This window comes from Sphingomonas sp. KR3-1 (assembly GCF_040049295.1).
GTDB lineage: Bacteria > Pseudomonadota > Alphaproteobacteria > Sphingomonadales > Sphingomonadaceae > Sphingomonas.
In genome coordinates this window covers 443,354-466,522 of sequence record NZ_JBDZDQ010000003.1, presented here as the reverse complement: position 1 = coordinate 466,522, position 23,169 = coordinate 443,354, and the positions used below count along the sequence as shown (strand labels likewise).

Genomic DNA, 23,169 nt, shown 5'->3' with positions numbered 1-23,169 from the left:
TTAATCCGGGAGATGGGCCCCCGCTTTCGCGGGGGTGACGACTGATGTGACTGCGTTGCGCCAGCCGATGAGGCGGGCTTTTCGCTCGTCGGGAGCGAGCTTCGGCTCGAACGTCACGCCCGCGCCGCGCATCTTCGCGGCCTCTTCCAGTCCGCCGAACATGCCGCAGCCGACGCCCGCCAGCATTGCCGCGCCAAGCGCCGTCGTTTCGGCGAAGTCGGGGCGATCCACCGGGATGGCGAGGATGTCGGCGAGGTCCTGGGCGATCCAGTCGTTGATCACCATGCCGCCATCGACGCGCAGGCGCGACCAGTCGGCGCCGTCGGCGGCGAAGGCGGTCTTCAGGTCGTGGCTCTGGTGCGCCATTGCTTCCAGCGCGGCCCGGACGATGTGCGCGCGGGTGGCGGAGAAGCTGAGGCCCGAGATCGAGGCGCGGGCATCGGGCTCCCACCAGGGCGCGCCGAGGCCGGACAAAGCGGGCACCAGATAGACGCCGCCATTGTCCTTCACCGAGCGGGCCAGCGCCTCGGTCTCCTGCGCGGTTTCGATCAGGCGCACCGAGTCGCGCAGCCACTGGACCAGGCTGCCGGCAACGAACACCGAGCCTTCGATCGCATAGGTGCGCCGCCCGCCCAATTGCCAGAGCACGGTAGCGAGCAGGCGGTTCTTGGAAGAGGGCGGGGCGGTGCCGGCATTGGTGAGGACGAAGGCGCCAGTGCCATAGGTCGCCTTGGTGTCGCCGCGCGCGAAACAGGCCTGGCCGATCGTCGCGGACTGCTGGTCGCCGGCGAGGCCGCAGATCGGGATCTCGCCGCCGAACAGCTTGGTCGTGCCGAACCGGCCGGCGCAGTCGACGATCTCGGGCAGCGCGTCGCGCGGGGCGGCGAACATGTCGAGCAGCCCGTCGCTCCATCCGCCTGAGCCCAGGCCCATGAGGAGCGTGCGCGAGGCGTTGGTCGCATCGGTGACGTGCAGGCCGCCGGTGAGCTTCCACACCAGCCAGCTCTCGATCGTGCCGATGGCGAGCCGGTCGCCGACGCCCTTGAGCTGCGGCCAGTTGCGCATCGCCCAGGCGATCTTGGTGCCGGAGAAATAGGGGTCGAGCAGTAGCCCGGTGCGTGCCTGGACGCCGGGCTCCTCGCCGGCATCGCGCCACTGGCTGCACAAAGCGGCGCTGCGTCGGTCCTGCCAGACGATGGCGGGGGCGAGCGGCTCGCCGGTGGTCTTGTCCCAGAAGACGATCGTCTCGCGCTGGTTGGTGATGCCGATCGCGGCGATCCGGTCGGCGCCGCCGGCCTGCTGGACCATGGCATGCGCGCATTCGAGGCTGCGGCGCCAGATCTCGTTCGCGTCATGCTCGACCAGGCCCGGGCCGGGATAGTGCTGCGTGATCTCGGCGGCGTGGCTGCCCAGGCACTTGCCCGACGGCGCGAACAGCATCGCGCGCGTGGAGGTGGTGCCCTCGTCGATGACCAGGATATTCTCGCCCATGGCGCGAGGCTAGCGGGTCCCTCGCAATGCGCAACGCCCGCGTGGCTGTAGCTGCAGCCGCGCGCGAATGGCGCTATGCCCGACGCATGACCGCAACTCCCGCGAACACGCTTAAACGCTTCACCACCCTGGCCGCGGCGATCGACATGCTCGTCAACGAGCGGCTCGCGCTGCTGAGCCCTTCGACCTGGAAGGACACCAACGACGTCGCCTTCCTCGAAGAATATGCGCGGCAGCGGCATCTCCGGCATGGCCGCGCGGCGCGGCTGTTCGCGGCCTGCTTCACCCAATCGCCGGAAACCTATCATCACTGGCAGGTCTTCGCGGCGAACAACGAAGGCGTGTGCGTCGAGATCGACAAGCGGAAATTGCTGACGGGCCTGCTCGAGGACGACCGCTATTATTGGCGCGACATGGCCTATGTGTCGCTCGACAAGCTGCGCAAGATGCGGTCGCTGGCGCTCGAGGACCTGCCGTTTCTCAAGCGCTACGGGTTTCGCGACGAGCGCGAGTTCCGCCTGATCTACGAAGGCGACGACCCCGAGGCGATGATCCATCACGTGCCGATCGAGCGCGCCTGGATCACGCGGATCATGCTCAATCCCTGGCTGCCGAACGAGCTGGCCGCGGGCGTGAAGCTCGCCTTGCGTGGCCTGCCCGGTTGCGCGGACCTGAAGGTCGGGCGGACCACGCTGATCGACAATGCGCAATGGAAGGCGGCGCTCGGCGATGTCGACGATTACGAACCCATGCTCGGGCCGCCGCCCAAATCCATATGATGCCGTTGCTCCCGCGACTCGCGAAGCCTAGGGTGAAGGCAGCGAGGAAGGGCGAACGTGAGCGAAAAGACCGGAAGCATCAACGGCGACTCCGAAGGCGAGGGCACGCCCTCCGGTCCGGCACGGGCGCCGCTGCTCGGGCCATCGGTCCAGGAAAGCATGGGCGACGGCCAGAAGCGCGACCGGCTGATGGCGGCGATGACGCTGGTGGCCGGGATCGGGCTGCTGCTCGCCCTGCCGTTCGCGCTGCAGGCCGGATCGCAGTTCTTCCTGCCGCTGACCACCGCGCTGGTGATCGCGATCGCGCTGGTGCCGCTGCTCGAATGGCTCGAGCGCCGGCGGTTTCCGGCGGCGGTCGCGGCGTTCGTCTGCGTGCTGCTGTTCCTGGTCGCGGCCAATGTCGCGCTCGTCTCGATCGTCGTGCCGGCCTGGCAGTGGGTGCGGGACCTTCCCGCCAAGATCCCGCAGATCCAGGAGAATCTGAAGCCGCTGATCGAGTTCTACTCGAACCTCGACCAGTTCGTGAACAAGACGGTGATGAACTTCGCCTCGGCGCCGATGAAGCAGCCCGAGGTGATGGCGGCGACCCCGCCGCGCTCGCTGCTCGACCTGTTCGCCACCTCGGCGCCGTCGGCGCTGATCGAGATGTTCTTCGCGATCCTGGTGATCTATTTCTTCCTCTCGGGCTGGACCCGGCTGCGCCGCAACGCGATCACCAGCCGGGCGAGCTTCGGCGGCGCGATGGCGACCGCGCGGGTGATCCAGGACGTGGTGGACGACACCTCGGCCTATCTCGGCACGATCACGCTGATCAACCTGACGCTGGGGCTCATCGTGGCGAGCGTGCTGTGGATCATCGGCATGCCGACGCCGCTGATGTGGGGCGGCATCGTTACGCTGCTCAACTACATCCCCTATTTCGGGCCGGTCTTCGCCGCGATGCTGCTTGCGATGGGCGGGCTGATGACCTTTCCCGAGCTGGGCTGGGCGTTCGTGCCGCCGATCGTGATGATCGCCTGCCACCTGGTCGAGGCGAACGTGGTGACGCCGCTGATCGTCGGGCACCGGCTCACGATCAGCCCGATCATGATCCTGATCTCGCTGAGCTTCTGGAGCTGGGTGTGGGGCACCACGGGGGCGCTGCTCGCGGTGCCGCTGCTGATCATCATCCAGACCGTGGTCAACGCCGCGGGCAAGCCGGACATCGCCGGTTTCCTGTTCGAGCACGGCACCTTGGTGAACGATCCTGTGGATAATCGTCCGCTGCGGCGAAAAAGTCGCGACCAATCCGGTTGACACCCCCGAACACCGCGTCTAGTGCCCGCCTCCTCGCTTCGAGAGAGCGGGTGTAGCTCAGTTGGTTAGAGCGCCGGCCTGTCACGCCGGAGGTCGCGGGTTCGAGCCCCGTCACTCGCGCCATTCCCCACATCATCGCACGGGAAGGCGCCCCAAAAGGCGGCCCGGACCCGACGATGCCGTGCCGGATCCGGTTGGTTCTCGAAGCGCGTACTGCGGGTGTAGCTCAGTTGGTTAGAGCGCCGGCCTGTCACGCCGGAGGTCGCGGGTTCGAGCCCCGTCACTCGCGCCACGCGCTTTGCGTGTTGTACCCGCGTCCGGCGCGGCCTAGTCTCCTCCCAACAAATCAAATCGAAGCGGTCGCCTGTCCTGTGCTCCCACGGAGGAAGCCATGCGTCGTTTCGTGCTGCCGGCCCTCGTCCTGCTCCTTGTGCTCTCGGGGTGCGACAACCGCACCGAAGTGACGAACGCTTCCTATACCGAGACCGACAATGCCGAGGCGCCGATCGACGCGGCGACCGGCAATGCGATGCTCACCGAGGCTGCGCCCGCTGCCTGTCCTGCGATTGGCGGGCGGCAGGCCTCCCCGGCGCAATGCGCGGAATATACCCGCCAGGCCAATGCGCTGACCGACGGCATCGCGGCCTTCGATCCGCCGGGCAAGATGCGGATGGGCGCGCCGGAGACGCTCACGCTGGTGATCGGCCAGGCCGCCGATGCCGCGGCAGTGACCAACGCAGTGGTCGGCGATTCCGGCGACGCGAACATGGTGCGCACCGAGAAGGTGGCGATCGGCGAGAATGTCTCGGCCGAGCTGAGCTCGCCGAACAGCATGTTCCGCATCGCGCCCGAGGGCCGGGTGGTGAAGCCGATGCCCGCGAGGGGGCAGCAGATCTGGCAATGGAGCGTCGAGGCGCTCGTTCCCGGCAAGCACAAGCTGACGCTGACCGTGGGCGTGCCGATCCTGGGCGCTGCGGGCGAAGTCTGGCAGCCCGTGCTCGAGCCCAGGACCTTCGAGATCGACGTGCAGGCCCGGCCGCGCACCTGGCCGGAGTTCTTCGACGACTTGGCGAAGTTCTTCACCAGCCTGAAGGGCGCGCTGGTCGCGCTGGCGGCAGTGATCGCGGCGGTTGCGGGCGTGTGGCTGGCCGTGAAGAATTTCGGGCGGAAGGCGGAAAAGGGTGGCGAGGAGGGCGAAGGCTAGGCCGCGCGCCAGCGCCCCGTCTCCATCCAGCGCAGCACGCCGCCGAGCGGCAGCACCCAGACCACGCCGGTGACGATGTAGACCGGCAGCTGCGCGAGCACGGGGAGCTGGCCGATCCACTGCGAGAAGCTCGCGACCAGGATCACCCACAGGAAGATCCAGGCGATGATGCCCAGCGCGCCTGCGGGCTTGCGCCAACTCGGCTTCACGCTTCCTGGTGCCATGTCATGCCTTTCTCGGTGATCACTGCGTGAAGCGGCACGTCCCAGATGTCCGCCGGGATCGCCGGCACTTCCTGCATCGCCCAGGCGACGCCGATGCGCATGGCCTCGGGATAGCGGGCGAAGGCGCGGTCATAATGGGCGGCACCCTGCCCAAGGCGGTTCAGCCGCGCGTCGAAGCCGACCAGCGGCGTGAGGATCAGGTCGGGCGGCACCTCGGGGCTGTCGGCGGCGGGCTGGCGCAGGCCGAAGGGGCCGTCGACCAGCGGCGCGCCCATCTGCCAAGCAAGGAAACGGATCGGCGTCGCGCGATCGATCACGAAGGGCAGGGCGAGCGTGCAGCCGGCTTCGGCAGCGGCGGCGGCAAGCTGGGTCGGATCGGCCTCGCTGCCCAGCGCGACATAGGTGGCGACGATCAGGCCGGGGTTGAGCATCTCGAGGAAATGCGCAGGCGCGAGGATCGCCTCGCTCGCTTCGATGGCGAAGGCGTCACGCTCGGCACGGAGCTGCGCCCGCAGGGCAAGCTTGTCGATCATGCGGACGTCTTTAAGGGAGCGGTGGCGGGACCGCCATGGCCGTTTGCCAGAATATCCTCCGACGCCCGTTTACGTCAGGTGGGGACCATATGCCGCAGACCAGGATCTGCACAGGGACAGCCCCCATGGATGATGAATAGCCTCAGGGATAATTGCAAAGGCTCGTACCGGGCAGTGCCCGCCGTGAATGGATATAGGGGCTCGGGTCCGTAACCGCAACGGCTTGGCCGGCACTTCTTGTTCCCCGGCTTTCGCCGGGGAACAGCAGGGCTCAGGCGTCCGACGCATCCTCTTCGAGCGCGGCCGCCACCGCCTCGAGCCGGTCGGCGATGCGCTCGAGCAGCACCGGGGAGACGCCCTCGGGCGGATTGCGCTCGGTCTCGTCGAGCAGGTCGGCGAGGATCAGCGCGAGATAGACCAGGGTGCGTTCGGCATTGAGCCCGCCCGAGGCGCGCAGCGCCGTGTCCGAATGCTTCTGGAGGATCGATTCGAGATGGCGGATGTGCGTCTCGTCGCCTTCGCGCGCGGCGACGGCATAGCTGCGGCCGGCAACGGTGATGTCGATATCGGCCATCAGCCTTCCTCGCCATGCGCTTCGCGCGCGATCAGCGCGTCGAGCGACGACACTGCATCCTCGATGCGCGAGCGCAGCTTGGCGTGGCGCTGGGTGATGCGCTCGCAGGCATAGGCCCGCGCGGCTGCGGCTTTCTCGATGCGGACGAGGGCCAGTTCGATACGATCGGCGGGCGTACTTGCCATATCCAAGCGTTACGCACCCCATCCGAACCTATCAACCCCCGATCGGTACCGGTTTCATTGCGGGCCGGTGAGGTGGATCGGAATAGCGCCGGCCCGAGCGACACGGCCGGAGCCGGTTGACGTGGGCCCCCAAGGGCACCAAAGGCGTCCGCGCCAGCATCAGGGGACTCCAAGTGACCGCAAGCTTCACCGACTGCGCCAATGCCATCCGTGCATTGTCGATGGACGCCGTGGAGGCGGCCAATTCGGGGCACCCCGGCATGCCGATGGGCATGGCCGACGTCGCCACGGTGCTGTTCCAGAATTACCTGAAGTTCGATCCGGCCGACCCGAAATGGGCGGACCGCGATCGCTTCGTGCTGTCGGCCGGGCACGGCTCGATGCTGCTCTATTCGACGCTGTACCTCACCGGCTATGCGCGCCCGACGCTGCAGGACATCCAGGACTTCCGCCAGATCGGCAGCCCCTGCGCCGGCCACCCCGAGAATTTCGAGCTGCCCGGCGTGGAATGCACCACCGGCCCGCTCGGCCAGGGCTTCGCCATGGCGGTCGGCATGGCCGCCGCCGAGCGGCACCTCAACGCGACCTATGGCGACGATCTGGTCGACCACCGGACCTGGGTGATCGCCGGCGACGGCTGCCTGATGGAAGGCATCAACCATGAGGCGGTCGGCCTCGCCGGGCACCTCAAGCTCGGCAAGCTGATCGTGCTGTGGGACGACAACAAGATCACGATCGACGGCGCCGTGTCGCTCTCGTCGAGCGAGGACATCCCCGCGCGCTACCGCGCCTCGGGCTGGCAGGTCGTCGAGTGCGACGGCCATGACCAGACCGATATCGCCCGCGCGATCGATGAGGCGCTGGCGAGCGAGCTGCCTTCGCTGGTCAAGTGCCGCACCGTGATCGGCTTCGGCGCGCCGAACAAGCAGGGCTCGTCCAAGGTCCATGGCTCGCCGCTGGGTGCGGACGAAGTCGCCGCCGCGCGTGCGAACCTCGGCTGGACCTACGGACCGTTCGAGATCCCGGCCGACATCCGCGAGACCTGGCTGGCAGCCGGCAAGCGTGGCGCCCCGCCGCATGCCGAATGGAAGCAGCGCCTCGAAGCGCATGAGGACCGCGCCGAGTTCGAGCGTCGCATGCGCGGCGAGCTGCCGGCCTGGTTCTCGATGACCGACCATATCCAGGGGCTGATCGACGCGCCGCAAAAGGTCGCGACCCGCAAGGCGAGCGAGATGGCGCTCGAGGCGATCAACGCGCAGCTGCCCGACACGGTCGGCGGCTCGGCCGACCTCACCGGCTCGAACAACACGCTGACCAAGGGGCTGGGCGCCTTCTCGGCCGAGAATTACGGCAGCCGCTACGTCTATTACGGCATCCGCGAGTTCGGCATGTCCGCCGCGATGAACGGCATGGCGCTGCACGGCGGCGTCATCCCCTATGGCGGCACCTTCCTGGTCTTCGCCGACTATGCCCGCGCCGCGATCCGCCTCTCGGCGCTGCAGCAGGCGCGTGTCGTCTATGTGATGACGCACGACTCGATCGGCCTGGGCGAGGACGGCCCGACCCACCAGCCGGTCGAGCATCTCGCCAGCCTGCGCGTGATCCCGAACCTCGACGTCTATCGCCCGTGCGACGTGGTCGAGACCGCCGAATGCTGGGAGCTGGCGCTGCAGAAGGCGGACGGCCCCGGCCTGCTCGCGCTCAGCCGCCAGAACCTGCCGCAGCTGCGCACCGAGGCGGGCGAGAACCGCTCGGCACGCGGCGCGTACGCCCTTCGCGAGGCCGAGGCGCCGCGCCAGGTGGTGCTGATCGCCACCGGCTCGGAAGTCGAGATCGCGGTCGCCGTGCGCGACGAACTGGAAGCCCAAGGCATCGGCGCCGACGTCGTCTCGATGCCGTGCTGGGAGCGCTTCGATGCGCAGGATGCGCAGTACAAGCGCGACCTGCTGCCGGCGCACGCGCTCAAGGTCTCGATCGAGGCGGGCGTGACACTCGGTTGGGAGCGATACACGGGCTTGGATGGGCTAAACTTCGGCGTGGATGGATTTGGCGCCTCGGGACCCTATCTGAAGCTCTACGAGCATTTCGGGCTCACTGCGGGAGCCATCGTTCCGCAGATCGTCGAAAAGTTGAACGGAGAACAGGCATGACGAAGGTTGCGATCAACGGGTTCGGGCGCATCGGTCGACTGGTGGCGCGCGCGATCCTCGAGCGCCCCGATAGCGGGCTCGAGCTGGTCACGATCAACGATCTCGCGGACGCCAAGTCGAATGCCTGGCTGTTCTCGCGCGACAGCGTGCACGGCAAGTATCCGGGCACCGTCTCGGCGGACGGCGACGACCTGGTCGTCGACGGCAAGCGCATCAAGGTGACCAAGGAGCGCGATCCCGCCAACCTGCCGCATGGCGAGAACGGCGTCGAGCTGGTGCTCGAGTGCACCGGCTTCTTCACCGACCGCGCCTCGGCCCAGAAGCACATCGATGCGGGTGCCAAGAAGGTGCTGATCTCGGCGCCTGGCAAGAATGTCGACCTCACCGTCGTGTTCGGCGTGAACCACGACAAGCTCGAGGCCGGCCACACGATCGTCTCGAACGCGTCGTGCACCACCAACTGCCTGGCGCCGGTCGCCAAGGTCCTCAACGACGCGATCGGCATCGAGCGCGGCCTGATGACCACGGTCCACGCCTATACCAACGACCAGAAGATCCTCGACCAGATCCACCCGGACCTGCGCCGCGCCCGCGCGGCCGCGATGAGCATCATCCCGACCACCACCGGTGCTGCCCGCGCCGTGGCCGAAGTGCTGCCCGAGCTGAAGGGCAAGCTGGACGGCTCGGCGATCCGCGTTCCGGTGCCGGATGGCTCGCTGGTCGACCTGACCTTCACGCCGAAGCGCGACACGACCGTCGAAGAGGTGAATTCGGTGCTCAAGGCGGCGTCGGAGAACGGTCCGCTCAAGGGCATCCTCTGGTATTCGGACGAGCCGCTCGTCTCGATCGACATCGTCCACACCTCGGCCTCGTCGACTGTCGACAGCCTGGAGACCGCGGTGATCGACGGCAAGCTGGTGCGCGTCGTCAGCTGGTACGACAACGAGTGGGGCTTCTCGAACCGCATGGTCGATACGGCGAGCGCCATGGCGAAACTGTGACCGTCAGCCGGGAGTTCGTCGAAGCCGTATACCGGGCGCTGCTCGGCCGCGCGCCGGAGAACGACGAGGTCGTCGAGAATGCGATGCATGTCGCGGACGAGTCCGCGTATCTCGCCAGCGTTCTCGGCGGCCCGGAATTCCGGCTTCGACATCCCGGCCTGGTGGCGCAGTCTCAGGCCTGGGTCTGGGCGGAGGCCGGCGAGGATTTCATCCTGCGGGTCAACCTGGCCGACCATGCGATCGCGTGGCCGGCGATCGAGGGGCATTTCGAGATCGCCGAGACGGCGTTCATCCGCAGCAGCGTGCCACCCGGCGCGCGGGTGATGGATGTCGGCGCCAATGTCGGGCATCACACGATGCTGATGGCCTCGATCGTCGGTGCGCAGGGGCGGGTGCTGAGCTTCGAGCCGCTGCCGCATCTGTTCGAGGCGCTGCGGATGTCGATCGAGCGTAACGGCTTCGGCGATATCGTCGCCGCGCACCGGATCGCGCTCAGCGACCGGGCCGGCGAGATCGACATGCATTTCGCGACCCGTACCGACAATTGGGGCGGGGGCCGGCTGGTCGGCGATACCGGCGTGCGTGCCGGGGAGACCAGGCTCGCGGTTCCGACGCTGGCGATGGATGCGCTCGAGCTCGAGCATCTCGATTTCATCAAGATCGATATCGAAGGCGCCGAGCCGCGCGCGATCGAAGGCGGGCGCGAGCTGATCGGGCGCACCCGGCCGATCGTGCTCTCCGAGCTGCATGCGCCCGGCCTCGCCTCGGTGAGCCAGAGCACGCCGGACGCCTATGCCGGCCTGTTCGCGCAGCTGGGCTATCGCTGCCACACGCTCGGGCGCGACGGCCGGCTCGGCGAGCTCCGCCGCGCCGGCGACGACACGGAATTGCAGAACGTCGTCTTCATCCCCGACGAGTTCGGATCGATCGCGGAGCGGCACGCGCGCATGATGGCCGGACGAGCCGGGTCGCCTGCGCGCGGGCGAATGGACGACAAGATAGAGGTGATGAACTGATGGCGCGGAACTTCAAGACGCTCGACGATATGGGCGAGATCGCCGGCAAGCGCGTGCTGGTCCGCGAGGACCTCAACGTGCCGATGGCCGATGGCCAGGTGACCGACGACACGCGGCTGCGTGCTGCGGTGCAGACCGTCGCCGAGCTGGCGGACAAGGGCGCCAGGGTCGTGGTCCTCGCGCATTTCGGGCGGCCCAAGGGCCAGCGCAATCCCGAGATGAGCCTGTCGCTGGTCACCCAGCCGTTCAGCCAGGTGCTCGGCCGCGAAGTGCGCTTCATCGACAGCGACGGCGCGGCGGACGCGATCGCGGCGATGGGCGAGGGCGATATCGCGCTGCTCGAGAATACCCGCTTCGATCCGGGCGAGGAGAAGAACAGCCCCGAGACCGTCGACGCGCTCGCCGCGCTGGGCGATCTCTACGTCAACGACGCCTTCTCGGCGGCGCACCGCGCGCATGCCTCGACCGAGGGGCTTGCCCACAAGCTGCCCGCCTTTGCCGGCCGCCAGATGGAAGCCGAGCTCGACGCGCTCGACAAGGCGCTCGGCAATCCCGAGCATCCGGTCGCGGCGGTGGTCGGCGGCGCCAAGGTCTCGTCCAAGCTCGACGTGCTGCGCAACCTCGTCGAGAAGGTCGACCACCTGATCATCGGCGGCGGCATGGCCAACACCTTCCTCGCCGCGCGCGGCGTCGATGTGGGCAAGTCGCTGTGCGAGCACGACCTGACCGGCACTGCCGATGAGATCCTCGACGCGGCCGACAAGGCGAACTGCACCGTGCACTTGCCCTATGACGTGGTCGTGTCGAAGGAATTCGCCGCCAACCCGCCGAGCCTGCGCACTGTCAACGTCCACGAGGTCGCGGCCGACGAGATGATCCTCGACATCGGCCCGGCGGCGACCGAGGCGCTGGCGGACGTGCTCAAGACCTGCCGCACGCTCGTCTGGAACGGCCCGCTCGGCGCGTTCGAGACGCCGCCGTTCGACACCGCGACCGTCAGCCTCGCCAAGACCGCGGCCGCGCTGACCAAGGAAGGCCAACTCGTCTCGGTCGCCGGCGGCGGCGATACGGTGGCGGCGCTCAACCAGGCCGGCGTCTCGGACGATTTCACCTTCGTCTCGACCGCGGGCGGCGCCTTCCTCGAATGGATGGAAGGCAAGGAACTGCCCGGGGTCGCTGCGCTCTCGCGCTGAAGCCTCGGGATTCCGGATGAATTCTTCGTCATTTACGTAGAGTCCCGGCCCGCCCTAGGCCGGGCCTTCTATAATGCTTCACGCGGGGACAGGCGCGTCCGGGCGCCCGGTTCGTCCCCACCGGAGCCGCAATGACCAAGTCCCTGCCGATCTCGTACAAGCTGGCCAGCGCCTTCGCGCTCGTCATCCTCATCGCCGCCGCGATCATGACCTTCGTCTACCTGACCTCGGCCGAAGTGGGCAGCCTCACCGAGGCGAACGGCAAGGTCGACAAGGAACAGGCGCTCGCCTCCGAGATCGAGAATTCGCTGCTCGCCGCGGTGGCGAACCTGCGCGGCTACACGATGAGCGACGATCCCGCCGACGCCGCCGCCTTCCAGCGCAGCATCGGCCAGTTCGACAAGGCGGCGACCGCGCTCAAGCCGCTGCTCAGCGACGCCAAGGACCAGGCGATGCTCGCCAGCACGGTGCAGGGCGTCGGCAAGTGGCGCGCCGAGACGGTGGCGCCGCTGCTCGCCCATATGTCGGCTTCCGAAGCGGCGCGGGCGCGCGAGCTGCTCCAGGACGAGCATGCCGCCGCCGGCGTGCGCTCGCTCGCCCAGGGTGCCGAGGCGCTGCGCGAAGAGAAATATGACGATGTCCAGCAGAGCCTGGCCGCGATCGACGTCGCCAGCCACGAGGAGGAGCGCTCGATCGTGCTCGGCGGGCTGGCGCTGGTCGTTGCCGCGGGCGTGCTCTGGGCGGTGCTGCGCAAGCTGCTCGGGTCGCCCATCGTGTTCATGACGCTGGTGATGAAGAAGCTCGCCGGGGGCGACAACCGCGTCGAGGTGCCCGACTCCGATCGCCGCGACGAGATCGGCGACATGGCCCGCGCGCTGCTGGTCTTCCGCGATGCCGCCCTCGCCAAGGAAGCGGCCGATGCCGCCAAGGCCATTGCCGATGCCGAGCAGCGCCGCGTCGTCGAGACGCTGGCCGAAGGGCTGGGCAAGCTCTCCGAGGGCGACCTGACCGCCAGCATCGGCGGCGACTTCCCCGAAAGCTATGCCGTGGTGAAGGGCAATTTCAACGACGCGCTGGCGGGCCTGCGCACGCTGATCGGCGCGGTGCGCGACAGCACCGAGGCGATCCGTTCGGGCTCGAGCGAGATCGCCGACGCGGCCGAGAACCTCGCCGAGCGCACGCAGAGCAACGCCGCGAGCCTGGAAGAGACCAACGCCGCGATCAACCAGGTCGATACGCGGCTGCGCGCCAGCACCGAAGCCGCGGCGCGGACCGTCGCGCGCGCCAGCGAGGCGATCGGCACCGTCCGGGGCGGCCGCGAGGTCACCGACGAGGCGGTGCAGGCGATGGGTCGGGTGAGCGAAAGCGCCAAGGGCATCGACTCGGTGATCGAGGGGCTCGACAAGATCGCCTTCCAGACGCGCGTGCTGGCGATGAACGCCGCGGTCGAGGCCGGCCGCGCCGGCGAGGCGGGCAGGGGCTTCGCGGTCGTCGCCGATCTCGTCTCCGCGCTCGCGATGCGCGCCGAGGAAGAGGCCAAGCGTGCCCGCGACCAGCTGACCGTCACCCAGACCGACATCCATGCCGCGGTGGCGGCGGTGGAGCGCGTCGACGGCGCGCTGGCGGGGATCTGCGACGGCGTCGGCGAAGTCCATGCGCTGGTCGACGGGATGGCGGCGGACAATGCCGTCCAGGCGAGCGCGATCGCCGAGATCAACGGCGCGATCGGATCGATGGACCGCACCACCCAGCAGAATGCCGCGATGGTCGAGGAAACCTCCGCCGCCTCGCGCTCGCTGTCGAACGAAGTGACGCAGCTCGCGGCCCAGGCCGCGCGGTTCAAGGTAGAGAGTACCAGCCCGGCGCGCGGTGCCCCGGCACGGAGCCTCGCCACCGTCCACTAGGGCGGATCAGGGCCGTTCGTTGAGCAGCGGGATCAGTGTCGCGTTCAAGTCGTCGAGATCGAACGCGCCGGCCTTGGCGTAGCGGACCACGCCCTTGCGATCGATCACGATGTTGGTCGGCACGCCGTTGTCGAGCACGTCATAGGGGCCCTTGATCGCGCGGACCGGCTCGATGGTCATCACGTCGAACAGCCCCTTGAGCTTGAAGGCAGGCACCGAATCCTCGGTGGTGACCGCGTAGACGCGCAGGCCTGCGTCCTTGCGCAGCTTGTAATAGGTGTCGAGCGTCGGCAGCTCCTTGCGGCACGGCACGCACCAGGTCGCCCAGAAGTTGAGCACGATGACGTTGCCGCGCAGCTCGTCGAGCGAGACCTTGCCGCCCTTGATCAGCCGCAGCGTGAAGGGCGGGGCGGGCTGGCCGACCTTGACCGAGGCGAACATCGGCAGCGGCTTCGGCGCAGGTGCCGCGCCGAGCAGGGCCAGTGCCGCCAGTGCGAAGATGCCGCTTCTCATGATCCTGTCCCCCTTGTGCCCCGGCGCATCCTGTCGCGGGCGGGGGGACAGCGTCAAGCCGGGGCGCGGCGATCAAAAAGCACGAAAATGGCGAGAAGCAGCGCGCCGATGCCGGCGCCGATCAGCGCGGCGAGCGGCCAGCCGCCCGTCGCGTAGCTCGCCGAGCCGACCAGCGAGCCGAGCGCGCCGACCACGAACATGATCGTCATGTAGATCGCGTTGATCCGGCCGCGCGCATGCGGATCGAGGCTGAAGATGATCCGCTGGCCCGAGATCTGGTTGAGCTGCACCGCCGCGTCGATCAGCACCGCGGTGACCGCGAAGGCGATCACGCTGCCCAGCGCCACCACCCAGTCCGCCGCGAGGAAGGACAGCGCGAGCAGCGCCAGCGCGCAGGCCGTGGTGAGCTTCGCCTTGCCCTTGTCGGCCAGCTGCCCGGCGATCGGCGCGGCCAGCGCGCCGCCGGCGCCCGCCAGCGCGAACAGCGCGACGCCGCCGTGCCCGAGATGGAAGCGGTGGATCAGCACCAGCGGCGCGGCGGTCCAGAACAGGTTGAAGGCAAGGAACAGCAGCGACTGGTAGATCGCGCGCAGGCGGAGCTGGCTATGCTTGCGCAGGAGCTCGACCAGCGAGGCGAGGATCGCGCGATAGTGGAGACCGGTCCGCGGCTGGCGGCGCGGGAGCCAGAACAGCAACGCCGCGCCGGTCATCGCCATGATCCCGGCGGAGAGCAGGAACACCGCGCGCCAGCCGGCGACCTCGGCCACGAAGCTGGCGAAGGGGCGCGAGAGCATGATGCCGGTGAGCAGCCCGCTCATCACCAGGCCGATCGTGCGGCCCTGGCGCTGCTCGCTGCTGAGATGCGCCGCCATCGGCACCAGGATCTGCGCGCCGACCGAGCACACGCCGGTGAGCAGCGAGGCGGCGAGGAAGATCTCCGGCCCCTTGGCGAAGGCGATGCCGAGATTGCCCAGGATCGCGCCGGCGGTTGCAAGCAGGATCAGCCGCTTGTTCTCGTACAGGTCCGACAGCGGCACGATCAGCGCCAGCCCGATGCCATAGCCGAGCTGGGTGAGCGTCACGATCGCGCCGGCGAGCCCCGCCGACAGGCCGATATCGGGCCCGATCGCGTCGATCAGCGTCTGCGCATAATAGAGATTGGCGACCATCAGCCCACAGGCTGCGGCCATCAGAAGCGTGAGGCCGGGGCCGAGATCATGCGTGTCGGGTTCGCTCATCCGTCCGCTCAAGCGCTGCACCGCAGCAAAGGCAAGCGCAAATGGGTGATCGGTGGCAGCGTTGTCAGCCTTCACGCCTGCGGAACGGGTCGATAGGGGCGGTGCTGCACTACACGAATCAGGGGACAAAAATGTCGATCACCCCGGCCGTCAAAGCCATTCTCGCGAACTACGAGTCCGATAATCCCGGCGTAAAGGCGAACCTCGCCCGCATCCTGATGCAGGGCCGCCTGGGCGGCACGGGCAAGATGATCATCCTGCCCGTCGACCAGGGCTTCGAGCACGGCCCGGCGCGCAGCTTCGCGGTGAACCCGGCGGCCTATGACCCGCATTACCATTACCAGCTGGCGATCGATGCGGGCCTCAGCGCCTATGCCGCGCCGCTCGGCATGATCGAGGCGGGCGCCGACACCTTTGCCGGCCAGATCCCGACGATCCTCAAGGTCAACAGCTCGAACAGCTGGGCGACCGCGGCGAACCAGGCGGTGACCGGCGGCGTCGACGATGCGCTGCGGCTCGGCTGCTCGGCGATCGGCTTCACCATCTATCCCGGCTCGGACGACGTGTTCGAGATGATGGAGGAGATCAAGGAGATGCGCGCCCAGGCCGCCTCGGTCGGCATCGCCACGGTGATCTGGTCCTATCCGCGCGGCGGCAAGCTGCCCAAGTCGGGCGAGCTGGCGCTCGACGTCGGCGCCTATGCCGCGCACATGGCGGCGATGCTCGGCGCGCACATCATCAAGGTGAAGCTGCCGGGCGACCATATCGAGCAGGAAGAGGCCAAGAAGGTCTATGCCGGCACCGACTGGTCGAACCAGGCGACCCGCGTGAAGCATGTCGTGCAGAGCTGCTATGCCGGCCGCCGCGTGGTGGTCTTCTCGGGTGGCGCGGCCAAGGGCGCCGATGCGGTCTACCAGGATGCGCGCGACATCCGCGACGGCGGCGGCAACGGCTCGATCATCGGCCGCAACACCTTCCAGCGCCCGCGCGACGAGGCGCTGGCGATGCTCGACAAGCTCGTCCGCATCTACAAGAACGAGGAATGATCGGCCGCCGGCCCGTCCTGGCGGGGCTTGCCCTCGCGATGCTCGGCGGGCCGGCGCTTGCTGGGGAGTTCCGCATGGAAGAAGTCGCGCTCTATGGCCTGATCGGCAAGATCAAGGCGCAGCCGGGCAAGCGCGCCGAGCTGGTGGCGCTGCTGGGCGCCGGCACGGCCGACATGCCGGGCTGCCTCGCCTATCTGGTCGCCGAGGATGTGCAGGATGCCGACGGCATCTGGATCACCGAGGTGTGGAAGACCAAGGACGACCACGCCGCCTCGCTCAAGCTGCCCGCCGTGCAGGAAGCGATCGCCAAGGGCCGGCCGCTGATCGCGGGGTTCGACATGCATGTCGAGACGCGGCCCGTGGCCGGCATGGGCATCCCGGGATGAGCGCTGCCTCGGCGATCGTCGATGCCTATATCGGCGCGCATCTGATCGCGGAGGACGCGGCGCTGGCGGCGGCGCTCGACCATAATGCCGCCGAGGGACTGCCGCCGATCGACGTGTCGGCGGCGCAGGGCAAGATGCTCCAGCTGTACGCCCGGATGGTCGGGGCACGGCGTATCCTCGAAGTGGGCACGCTGGGCGGCTATTCGACGATCTGGCTCGGCCGCGCGCTGCCTGAAGACGGCCAGCTGGTGACGCTCGAGCTCGAGCCGCATTATGCCGCGGTCGCGCGGGCCAACCTCGCGCGCGCCGGCCTGGACGAGCGTTGCGAGGTGCGCGTCGGCCCGGCGGTGCACAGCCTGGGCGCGATGGTGGCGGCGGACGAGGCGCCGTTCGACCTGGTGTTCATCGATGCCGACAAGCCCAGCAATGTCGCCTATCTCCAGGCCGCGCTGATGCTCACGCGCCCGGGCAGCCTGATCGTGGTCGACAATGTGGTCCGCGACGGCAGGATCCTCGACACGGCGAGCACCGATCCCAGCGTGCTCGGCACCCAGGCGCTGTTCGATGCCGTGTCGAAGGAGCCGCGGCTCGATGCGACCGCGATCCAGACCGTGGGCGCCAAGGGGTGGGACGGGTTCCTGCTGGCGCGGGTGCTGGCCTAGGAGGTCTTGCCCGGCGGAACGTGATCGCGCAGCGCCTGCATCTGCGCTTCATATTGCGCACGCGATTCCCAGCCGAGCGGATGCGCGCCATAGGCGTTGGGGCCGAAGGTGCCGGGCCAGAACAGCAGCGCCAGCCACAGCACCAGCGCTACCAGAATGAGGAAACCGAGCCCGGGGACCGCGGCGAGCCCCGCAATCCCGACCAGCGCCGCCAGCCACCAGGCCGGCTTGCCGATGTCGTGCAGCCGCGCGATCGCGACAAAGACGAGCGCGATGTCGAAGGCGCATTCGAGCGCAATATACCAGAGCGGGAAGCGCGTGTACCGGCTCAGCGCATCGAAGCGAAAGCCGAGCTGGATCATGAGATCGATCTGCTGGAACGCCACGAACTTGATCACGCCGAACCCGACGCTTCCGAGCACCAGCCACAGGAACATCGCGCCCCGGCCAGCACGGCAGATCGGCCATTTGAACATTCCGAACATGCGTCCCCCCTCCGCCATTCGCTGCGATAATGCCCGAGCATCGCCTTTCGCGCCAGTATCGCATCGCCGTTATGGTGCGTTCGCGCGGATGCCGCTAAGGCAGCCAGGATGACCGACTTCGATGATGATGGCCTGCCGCCGCTCGACCCCAATTTCGCCGACCAGTTCGTGCGCGACCTGCGCCGTCCGCCGTGCCAGCTCTACCTGATCTCGCCGCTCGATGTGACCGGCGCGTTCCCCGAGCGGCTGAAGCGCGCGCTCGGCGCCGGACCGGTGGCGGCGTTCCAGTTCCGCGTGAAGGGCGTCGACCAGCACGAGGCGGCGCGGCTGGCCGAGCCGCTGCAGAAGATCTGCGCCGACGCCGATGTGGCGTTCCTGGTCAATGACAGCGTCAGCCTGGCCAAGCGCCTGGGCGCGGACGGCGTGCATCTGGGGCAGGGCGATGGCGACCCGCGCGAAGCCCGCTCCGAGCTCGGCCCCCAGGCCCAGATCGGCGTGACCTGCCATAACAGCCGCCATCTGGCGATGGAAGCGGGCGAGGCCGGGGCCGACTATGTCGCGTTCGGCGCCTTCTACCCGACCAGCACCAAGGACACCGAATTTCGCCCCGAGCCGGTGATCCTCAGCTGGTGGTCGGCGCTGTTCGAGATTCCCTGCGTTGCGATCGGCGGGATCACGCCGGCCAATGCCGCACCGCTGGTGAAGGCGGGCGCCGACTTCCTCACGGTCTCGAACGCCGTGTGGGGCGGGGACGAGGAAGCTGCGGTGAAGGCCTTCGCCGCAGTGCTCGCCTAAGGCAACCAACACCGAGTTCCAGCCGTTGTTCTTGCGGAACATAGTCTGCAGGAGCTTGATTTGGTGCGGAAATTTCTCGGATTTGCAGCCTGCCTCGCTTGTGCCTCGTTCGGTCCCATTGCCGGCGCACAGCCGGGAACTTCCGGCAAGCCGCCGATCGACTATACGATCCTCCACGCGCAGGTGATCCTCGATCATCTCGGCTTCTCGCCGGGCATTCTCGACGGGCGCGAGGGGCAGTCGCTCACCGCGGCGCTGAAGGGCTTCCAGACCTCGCAGGGGCTGGAGACCAGCGGCAAGCTCGATCGTGCGACGTTGCGGGCGCTTTCGCCCTATGCCTCGCTGCGCCCGGTGCGCAAGCTCACGCTCGACGCGGGCACGCTCAAGGGGCCGTACGTCAATCCGATACCCAAGGATCCCGAGCTGCAGGCCAAGCTGCCTTCGCTCGCCTATACCCGCCCGCTCGAGAAGCTGGCCGAGATGTTCCACACCACGCCGGAAGTGCTGGTGGAGCTCAATCCGGGCGGCGGCGCGATCAGGGCGGGGGCGGAGTTCGTCTTCCCCAACGCGCTGCCCGCCTCGCGCGACTATCCCGCCAGCATCAAGCCCGAATGGCGCCAGACGCTCAACGACCTGAACGTCGAGGCCAAGGTGCCCGAGGCCGATCACATCGTCGTCGACAAGAGCGAGAAGGTGCTCAAGGTGTTCGACAAGCAGGACCGCCTGGTCGCCCAGTTCAGCGCGACGATGGGCAGCGAGCATGATCCGCTGCCGATCGGTACCTGGAAGATCAACGGTGCGGACACCAATCCCAAGTTCCACTACAACCCCAAGCTGTTCTGGGATGCCAAGAAGGACAGCGACCCGGCGATGCTGCCGCCGGGACCGAACGGTCCGGTGGGGGTGGTGTGGCTCGACCTGTCGAAGGAGCATTACGGTATTCACGGCACGCCCGAGCCGCAGCTGATCGGCCGGACCGAGAGCCATGGCTGCATACGCCTCACCAACTGGGACGCGGCCCGGCTCGCGCTGATGGTGAAGCCGGGCACCCAGGCGGTCTTCCAGGAGTAGGCGCGATGGTCCTCTGGGCGAAACGGCTCGGCTGGGGGATGGCGGTGCTGCTGGCGCTGCTGGTCGCGGGGTTCCTGTCGCTGGTGCGGGTCACGGTGAACGGCCCGGCAACGGCGCCTGCGCCGGTCAGCGAGGTTCCCGCGGCGGCCAGCCAGGCGCCGGCAGTACTCCAGGCGCACGCCGTGCCGTCCGCTGCGACCAACGACAGCGTGCAGCTGATCATTCCGGTCGAAGGAGTGACCGCGCGCCAGCTCAGCGACACCTGGGGTCAGAGTCGCGGCAATGGCGCGCGCGAACACCACGCGATCGACATCATGGCCGCCAGGGGCACGCCGGTGCTCGCCGCCGCCTCGGGTACGGTCGAGAAGATCTTCGAGAGCGTGAATGGCGGCCACACCATCTATGTCCGCACCCGCGATGGCGGAACGATCCACTATTACGCGCATCTCGACACCTATCTGGTCGTCGAGAAACAGGCGGTGCGTCAGGGTGAGCGGATCGCCACCGTCGGCAACACCGGCAGCGCGGCGGGCGCGGCGCCGCATCTCCATTTCGAGATCAAGCTCATGCAGCCGGGCGAAGGCTGGTGGCAGGGGCAGAACGTCAATCCCTATCCGCTGCTGAAGGACCTGAAGTGACGAGAGCGGCGGGGCAAGGGCGTCTCGACGCGACGCTTGCCGAACCGGCGACGCGCGGCTAAAGGCGCGCGTTCAGCTCTTTCTCAAGTTCCAGGGTCTCGACCATGAAGATCAGCGGCGTGGACATCCGTCCCGGCAATATCATCGAATATGAAGGCGGCATCTGGCGTGCCGTGAAGATCCAGCATACGCAGCCCGGCAAGGGCGGTGCGTACATGCAGGTCGAGATGAAGAACCTGCGCGACGGCCGCAAGAACAACGTCCGCTTCCGCTCGGCGGAAACCGTGGAGCGCGTGCGCCTCGACACCAAGGACTTCCAGTTCCTGTTCGCCGACGGCGACATCCTGACCTTCATGGACAAGGAAACCTACGACCAGACCACGCTGCCGCGCGACCTGCTCGGCGACGCGGCTGCCTTCCTGCAGGACGGCATGGACGTGGTGATGGAGCTCTACGACGAAGAGCCGATCAGCGTGCAGCTGCCCGACACGATCGAAGCGACGATCGTCGAGGCTGATGCCGTGGTTAAGGGCCAGACGGCCTCGTCTTCGTACAAGCCGGCGGTGCTCGACAATGGCGTGCGCATCCTCGTGCCGCCGCACATCGCCTCGGGCACGCGCATCGTGGTCGACGTGTACGAGCAGACCTACGTCCGCCGCGCAGATTGATTTCACTTAGCCCCTCCCTTTCAAGGGAGGGGTTGGGGTGGATCGCGAGCGCAGCGAGCGTCACGCGTTCACCCCGAATAGCAGCGCCGGGGCATCGGGCCCCGCCGCCGCTACCCCACCCCTAACTCCTCCCCGGAAGGGGAGGGGCTGGAGTTGTTTAATGGTTTCGCATTCCGGCCTCATCACCGTTCTGGAGCGCGCCTGCCGCAAGGCCGGCCCGCGCCTGCGCCGCGACTTCAACGAGGTCCAGCACCTCCAGGTCAGCCGCAAGGGTCCGGCGGACTTCGTCAGCCTCGCCGACAAGCGCGCCGAGGACACGCTGATCGAGGAGCTCCAGAAGGCGCGCCCGGACTGGGGCTTCCTGGTCGAGGAGCGCGGCGAGATCGCGGGCGATCCGGACAAGCCGCGCTGGATCATCGATCCGCTCGACGGCACCACCAACTTCCTCCACGGCGTCCCGCATTTCTGCATCTCGATCGCCGTCGAGGATCCGCGCGGTAGCCAGGGCAAGCCCGAGGTGACGCACGGCTATATCTACCAGCCGCTCACCGACGAGAGCTTCTGGGCCGAGAAGGGCCGCGGCGCCTGGCTGCAGGGCCAGCGCCTGCGAGTCTCGGCGCGCCGCGACCTCGACGAGGCGCTGATCGCCACTGGAATTCCGTTCATGGGTCATGGCGACTTCGCCGAGTGGAGCCGGATCTTCGGCGCCGTGGCGCCGGAGGTTGCCGGCATTCGTCGCCTCGGCTCGGCCGCGCTCGATCTCGCCTGGGTCGCTGCAGGCCGCTTCGACGGGTTCTGGGAATCGAACCTCAAGCCCTGGGACGTGGCGGCGGGCATGCTGCTGATCCGTGAGGCCGGCGGCTTCGTGACCGATTATCGCGGCCAGGACATGTCGCGCGAGCGCAACCAGTATCTGGCGGCGAACGACGTGCTGCATTCCAAGCTGCACAAGCTGGTCGCCAATTCGCTGCGCTAAGGCGCGCCTGAGGCATTAAATTGCGGTTTTCCAACGGTTTCCCCTGCAGCTTTGCGGGGTTTTCCGTCGCGCGCGTGTCACCCCGTTATTGCGAGTGATTCTCAGGGGTTACGGGCCTTGCCGCACTCGGTTCATCGTCCTAAAGCCACCCTCAGATTCCGCATCCGCGAGAAGAGAAGGCCCTTGGTCGATCTGTCACAATATCTGCCGATCCTGTTGTTCCTCGGGGTCGCCCTCGCGCTTTCCAGCGCGTTCGTTTTCCTGCCGATGCTGGTCAGCCGCCTGACCGGATCGCACAAGCCGACCGAGGCCAAGCTCAGCGAGTATGAGTGCGGCTTCCCGGCATTCGAGGATTCGCGCAGTCAGTTCGACGTGCGCTTCTACCTCGTCGCGATCCTGTTCATCGTCTTCGACCTCGAAGCGGCGTTCCTGTATCCCTGGGCTGTCTCGGTGTTCAAAATGGGCACCGTGGCCGCCAGCTGGACTGCCTGGATCTCGATGATGGTCTTCATCGCCGAGCTGCTGCTCGGCCTCGTCTACGCCTGGAAGAAGGGAGCGCTCGAATGGGAGTAGAACTCAGCCCGTCGTCGTCGCCCCTGCCTGGCAGCGGCCTGATCGGCGCACCGCCTCCCGGCACGCTGCCGGACGTCGGCTTCCTCAACGACATCAATGCCGAGATCGGCGACAAGGGCTTCCTGGTCACGTCGACCGAGGAGCTTTTCCAGTGGGCCCGCACCGGTTCGCTGTGGTGGATGACCTTCGGCCTGGCGTGCTGCGCGGTCGAGATGATCCACGTCAACATGCCGCGCTACGACATGGAGCGCTTCGGCGCCGCGCCGCGCGCATCGCCGCGCCAGTCCGACGTGATGATCGTTGCGGGCACGCTGTGCAACAAGATGGCCCCGGCGCTACGCAAGGTCTATGACCAGATGTCGGAGCCGAAATACGTCATCTCGATGGGCAGCTGCGCCAATGGCGGCGGCTATTACCACTACAGCTACAGCGTCGTGCGCGGCTGCGACCGGATCGTGCCGGTGGACATCTATGTCCCGGGCTGCCCGCCGACCGCCGAGGCGCTGCTCTACGGGATCATGCAGCTCCAGCGTAAGATCCGCCGCGTCGGGACGATCGAGCGATGAGC

General features: G+C 67.8%; 26 protein-coding genes and 2 tRNA genes. 20 read left to right on the top strand and 8 right to left on the bottom strand.

The window, feature by feature from the left end:
- The gene (locus tag ABLE38_RS18185; RefSeq protein ID WP_348975653.1) at positions 1-1,491 is read right to left on the bottom strand and encodes a glycerol kinase; all 1,491 of its coding nucleotides are present in this window, start codon (positions 1,489-1,491) and stop codon (positions 1-3) included.
- 86 nt (positions 1,492-1,577) lie between these two features.
- Between ABLE38_RS18185 and ABLE38_RS18180 the strand changes: the two genes are divergently transcribed.
- The 5 genes from ABLE38_RS18180 (at position 1,578) to ABLE38_RS18160 (ending at position 4,770) form a co-directional block, all read left to right on the top strand.
- On the top strand, positions 1,578-2,270 hold the full coding sequence (locus tag ABLE38_RS18180) for a hypothetical protein (RefSeq protein WP_348975652.1): 693 nt from the start codon (positions 1,578-1,580) through the stop codon (positions 2,268-2,270).
- Positions 2,271-2,429: 159 nt separating this feature from the next.
- The gene (locus ABLE38_RS18175) at positions 2,430-3,566 is read left to right on the top strand and encodes an AI-2E family transporter (protein WP_348975850.1); all 1,137 of its coding nucleotides are present in this window, start codon (positions 2,430-2,432) and stop codon (positions 3,564-3,566) included.
- Between the two features lie 46 nt (positions 3,567-3,612).
- Positions 3,613-3,689 (top strand) — tRNA-Asp (locus ABLE38_RS18170).
- A 92-nt stretch (positions 3,690-3,781) separates the two neighbouring features.
- A tRNA-Asp gene (locus ABLE38_RS18165) sits at positions 3,782-3,858 on the top strand.
- Between the two features lie 99 nt (positions 3,859-3,957).
- On the top strand, positions 3,958-4,770 hold the full coding sequence (locus ABLE38_RS18160) for a hypothetical protein (protein WP_348975651.1): 813 nt from the start codon (positions 3,958-3,960) through the stop codon (positions 4,768-4,770).
- On the opposite strand, the gene ABLE38_RS18155 is transcribed toward ABLE38_RS18160, so the two are convergent.
- The 4 genes from ABLE38_RS18155 to ABLE38_RS18140 form a co-directional block, all read right to left on the bottom strand.
- Positions 4,767-4,994 (bottom strand): DUF2842 domain-containing protein, encoded by a 228-nt coding sequence (locus tag ABLE38_RS18155; protein WP_348975650.1) that lies wholly within the window; start codon positions 4,992-4,994, stop codon positions 4,767-4,769. The two genes, ABLE38_RS18160 and ABLE38_RS18155, sit on opposite strands and share 4 nt — an antisense overlap.
- Positions 4,976-5,527, bottom strand: coding sequence for a 5-formyltetrahydrofolate cyclo-ligase (locus ABLE38_RS18150; protein ID WP_348975649.1), 552 nt, complete (start codon positions 5,525-5,527; stop codon positions 4,976-4,978). The genes ABLE38_RS18155 and ABLE38_RS18150 overlap by 19 nt, the downstream gene beginning before the upstream one ends.
- Positions 5,528-5,798: 271 nt before the next feature.
- On the bottom strand, positions 5,799-6,101 hold the full coding sequence (locus ABLE38_RS18145; RefSeq protein WP_348975648.1) for a cell division protein ZapA: 303 nt from the start codon (positions 6,099-6,101) through the stop codon (positions 5,799-5,801).
- Positions 6,101-6,286 (bottom strand): hypothetical protein, encoded by a 186-nt coding sequence (locus tag ABLE38_RS18140; RefSeq protein WP_348975647.1) that lies wholly within the window; start codon positions 6,284-6,286, stop codon positions 6,101-6,103. The genes ABLE38_RS18145 and ABLE38_RS18140 overlap by 1 nt, the downstream gene beginning before the upstream one ends.
- A 173-nt stretch (positions 6,287-6,459) precedes the next feature.
- Between ABLE38_RS18140 and tkt the strand changes: the two genes are divergently transcribed.
- From tkt to ABLE38_RS18115, 5 genes are all read left to right on the top strand, one after another.
- Entirely contained in the window at positions 6,460-8,436 is a 1,977-nt protein-coding gene (tkt, locus tag ABLE38_RS18135) for a transketolase (RefSeq protein ID WP_348975646.1), read from the top strand.
- On the top strand, positions 8,433-9,437 hold the full coding sequence (gap, locus tag ABLE38_RS18130) for a type I glyceraldehyde-3-phosphate dehydrogenase (RefSeq protein WP_348975645.1): 1,005 nt from the start codon (positions 8,433-8,435) through the stop codon (positions 9,435-9,437). The genes tkt and gap overlap by 4 nt, the downstream gene beginning before the upstream one ends.
- Positions 9,434-10,453 carry an FkbM family methyltransferase gene (locus tag ABLE38_RS18125; protein WP_348975644.1) on the top strand — a complete coding sequence of 340 codons (1,020 nt, stop codon included), beginning with the start codon at positions 9,434-9,436 and terminating at the stop codon, positions 10,451-10,453. Before gap ends, ABLE38_RS18125 begins: the two co-directional genes overlap by 4 nt.
- A complete protein-coding gene (locus tag ABLE38_RS18120) occupies positions 10,453-11,646 on the top strand; it encodes a phosphoglycerate kinase (protein ID WP_348975643.1) in 1,194 nt (397 codons plus the stop codon). The genes ABLE38_RS18125 and ABLE38_RS18120 overlap by 1 nt, the downstream gene beginning before the upstream one ends.
- A 131-nt stretch (positions 11,647-11,777) precedes the next feature.
- Complete coding sequence (locus ABLE38_RS18115) at positions 11,778-13,550, top strand: methyl-accepting chemotaxis protein (protein WP_348975642.1); 1,773 nt, start codon at positions 11,778-11,780, stop codon at positions 13,548-13,550.
- A gap of 6 nt (positions 13,551-13,556) precedes the next feature.
- Here the strand turns inward: ABLE38_RS18115 and ABLE38_RS18110 are convergent, their stop codons facing one another.
- The gene (locus tag ABLE38_RS18110) at positions 13,557-14,063 is read right to left on the bottom strand and encodes a TlpA disulfide reductase family protein (protein ID WP_348975641.1); all 507 of its coding nucleotides are present in this window, start codon (positions 14,061-14,063) and stop codon (positions 13,557-13,559) included.
- Between the two features lie 53 nt (positions 14,064-14,116).
- On the bottom strand, positions 14,117-15,301 hold the full coding sequence (locus ABLE38_RS18105; protein WP_348975640.1) for an MFS transporter: 1,185 nt from the start codon (positions 15,299-15,301) through the stop codon (positions 14,117-14,119).
- A 131-nt stretch (positions 15,302-15,432) separates the two neighbouring features.
- On the opposite strand from ABLE38_RS18105, the gene ABLE38_RS18100 reads away from it, so the two are divergent.
- Genes ABLE38_RS18100 through ABLE38_RS18090 form a run of 3 tightly spaced genes read left to right on the top strand, consistent with a single transcriptional unit; the run spans position 15,433 to position 17,395 of the window.
- Entirely contained in the window at positions 15,433-16,347 is a 915-nt protein-coding gene (locus ABLE38_RS18100; protein ID WP_348975639.1) for a class I fructose-bisphosphate aldolase, read from the top strand.
- A 38-nt stretch (positions 16,348-16,385) separates the two neighbouring features.
- Positions 16,386-16,733, top strand: coding sequence for an antibiotic biosynthesis monooxygenase family protein (locus ABLE38_RS18095; protein ID WP_348975849.1), 348 nt, complete (start codon positions 16,386-16,388; stop codon positions 16,731-16,733).
- Positions 16,730-17,395: an O-methyltransferase gene (locus tag ABLE38_RS18090; RefSeq protein ID WP_348975638.1), complete on the top strand. Its 666-nt coding sequence runs from the start codon at positions 16,730-16,732 to the stop codon at positions 17,393-17,395. The genes ABLE38_RS18095 and ABLE38_RS18090 overlap by 4 nt, the downstream gene beginning before the upstream one ends.
- Here ABLE38_RS18090 and ABLE38_RS18085 read toward each other — a convergent pair.
- Positions 17,392-17,880, bottom strand: a complete 489-nt coding sequence (locus ABLE38_RS18085) for a DUF805 domain-containing protein (RefSeq protein ID WP_348975637.1) — start codon at positions 17,878-17,880, stop codon at positions 17,392-17,394. The two genes, ABLE38_RS18090 and ABLE38_RS18085, sit on opposite strands and share 4 nt — an antisense overlap.
- 108 nt (positions 17,881-17,988) lie before the next feature.
- Here ABLE38_RS18085 and thiE point away from each other — a divergent pair, with 108 nt between their 5' ends.
- The 7 genes from thiE (at position 17,989) to ABLE38_RS18050 (ending at position 23,167) form a co-directional block, all read left to right on the top strand.
- Complete coding sequence (gene thiE, locus ABLE38_RS18080) at positions 17,989-18,675, top strand: thiamine phosphate synthase (protein ID WP_348975636.1); 687 nt, start codon at positions 17,989-17,991, stop codon at positions 18,673-18,675.
- A gap of 117 nt (positions 18,676-18,792) precedes the next feature.
- The gene (locus ABLE38_RS18075; RefSeq protein WP_348975848.1) at positions 18,793-19,746 is read left to right on the top strand and encodes a L,D-transpeptidase; all 954 of its coding nucleotides are present in this window, start codon (positions 18,793-18,795) and stop codon (positions 19,744-19,746) included.
- 5 nt (positions 19,747-19,751) lie between these two features.
- Positions 19,752-20,384, top strand: a complete 633-nt coding sequence (locus ABLE38_RS18070) for a M23 family metallopeptidase (RefSeq protein WP_348975635.1) — start codon at positions 19,752-19,754, stop codon at positions 20,382-20,384.
- A gap of 104 nt (positions 20,385-20,488) precedes the next feature.
- On the top strand, positions 20,489-21,052 hold the full coding sequence (gene efp / locus ABLE38_RS18065) for an elongation factor P (protein WP_348975634.1): 564 nt from the start codon (positions 20,489-20,491) through the stop codon (positions 21,050-21,052).
- 160 nt (positions 21,053-21,212) lie between these two features.
- Positions 21,213-22,028, top strand: a complete 816-nt coding sequence (locus tag ABLE38_RS18060) for an inositol monophosphatase family protein (protein WP_348975633.1) — start codon at positions 21,213-21,215, stop codon at positions 22,026-22,028.
- Between the two features lie 183 nt (positions 22,029-22,211).
- Positions 22,212-22,601 carry an NADH-quinone oxidoreductase subunit A gene (ndhC, locus tag ABLE38_RS18055; protein WP_348975632.1) on the top strand — a complete coding sequence of 130 codons (390 nt, stop codon included), beginning with the start codon at positions 22,212-22,214 and terminating at the stop codon, positions 22,599-22,601.
- On the top strand, positions 22,592-23,167 hold the full coding sequence (locus ABLE38_RS18050) for an NADH-quinone oxidoreductase subunit B (protein WP_180140815.1): 576 nt from the start codon (positions 22,592-22,594) through the stop codon (positions 23,165-23,167). Before ndhC ends, ABLE38_RS18050 begins: the two co-directional genes overlap by 10 nt.
- The last annotated feature ends 2 nt before the right edge of the window (positions 23,168-23,169 follow it).